At 38.5% G+C, this 1132-nt stretch carries 1 protein-coding gene; it reads right to left on the bottom strand.

Annotated elements, in window-relative coordinates; translation table 11 throughout:
* Positions 1-124: 124 nt before the first annotated feature.
* Complete coding sequence (locus F6K13_RS34290) at positions 125-787, bottom strand: RNA-guided endonuclease TnpB family protein (RefSeq protein WP_124147609.1); 663 nt, start codon at positions 785-787, stop codon at positions 125-127.
* Between the last annotated feature and the right edge of the window lie 345 nt (positions 788-1132).

A 1132-nucleotide genomic window follows, 5' to 3' on the forward strand; every position in this document is an offset into this window, starting at 1 on the left:
CCTTACGGTTTAGTCCAGTCAATGCCCGCACTGAGGCGGTCTTCTTTTAGCACCCGATTCAGATCTAACATTGTCCCATCTCAAACACCCTATTAACTTTACTTTACCTTATAAAGCGACAAGTCTAATTAGCAGAGCCAATAATTTTATTGCGGTTTAGATATTGCAGTCTAGAAAGCTTGGTTTCAAACCTACGATATGACTTTACGCTTTCAAATACTTTTCCATCACTTAAAGTTGCTAATGTTTTGACACCTAAATCCACACCTACAACTTCAGTAGTTGTTGGGGTTGGGCTAGGAGTAAATTCATAGCTCAAACTTAAGTACCAATCACCTGCCTGTCTACTAATAGTGATTTTTTGAGTAGTTGCTTCAATTGGTTCATAAGTTTTGACCATACCAATAAAAGGTAATTTGTGACTCCATCCATTTAATTCTATGGGTTTTCCACAATTATCAATTGTGAATGAATCAGATTTACCTTTCTTCTTAAATCGTGGGCGTTTGCCCAATCCCTGAAAAAATCTCTTAAATGCTTCACCTAAGTTGATGAAAGCATATTGATAAACTTTAGACGACAAGTTTTTCATCCAGGGGTAAAGGGGTTTGGTGTGATTAGTAAAAACCTCTCTCAGTTTACGAGGGTTTGGCTTGTAACCATCTGTGTATGCAGCATTCCATAAACTTAAACCCCAGTTGTAGCACCACCTCGAATAGCCAGCGTGTTGTGCCATCAGAGTTTTTTGTTTATTATTTAATTTGAGTTTGGTTCTAATGGATTTCATGGAGATTGAGCGCCGCCTGTCTAATGGTGTGCTTTTTAAGGTATTATATCGTTATTTATTGATTAAGTCAATGCTCCCCGCTCTAAAGATACGGAGATTCTTAAGCAATCCAAAACTGGATTCTTAAAGGCATTATCAAACTATAGCGCTGTGCGCAGGGAACAGGGAACAGGGAACAGGGAACAGGGGGAATAAAAAACCGATAATATAAGACTTCTAGCTATTGGACATTTCCTGTAATATCATGTCCGGATAATTAGTGATGAAAAAACTTATCAAGAGTGCTGAAACAATAAATCTTTCTATTTTCCCTACTCCCCTACTCCCCTACTCCCCTACTCCCCC

The organism is Okeania sp. SIO2B9 (genome assembly GCF_010672505.1).
Classification (GTDB): domain Bacteria; phylum Cyanobacteriota; class Cyanobacteriia; order Cyanobacteriales; family Microcoleaceae; genus Okeania; species Okeania hirsuta.

Excerpts from the sequence above, each read along its gene's own strand:
- F6K13_RS34290 (WP_124147609.1), bottom strand. The coding sequence starts at position 787 with ATGAAATCCATTAGAACCAAACTCAAATTAAATAATAAACAAAAAACT.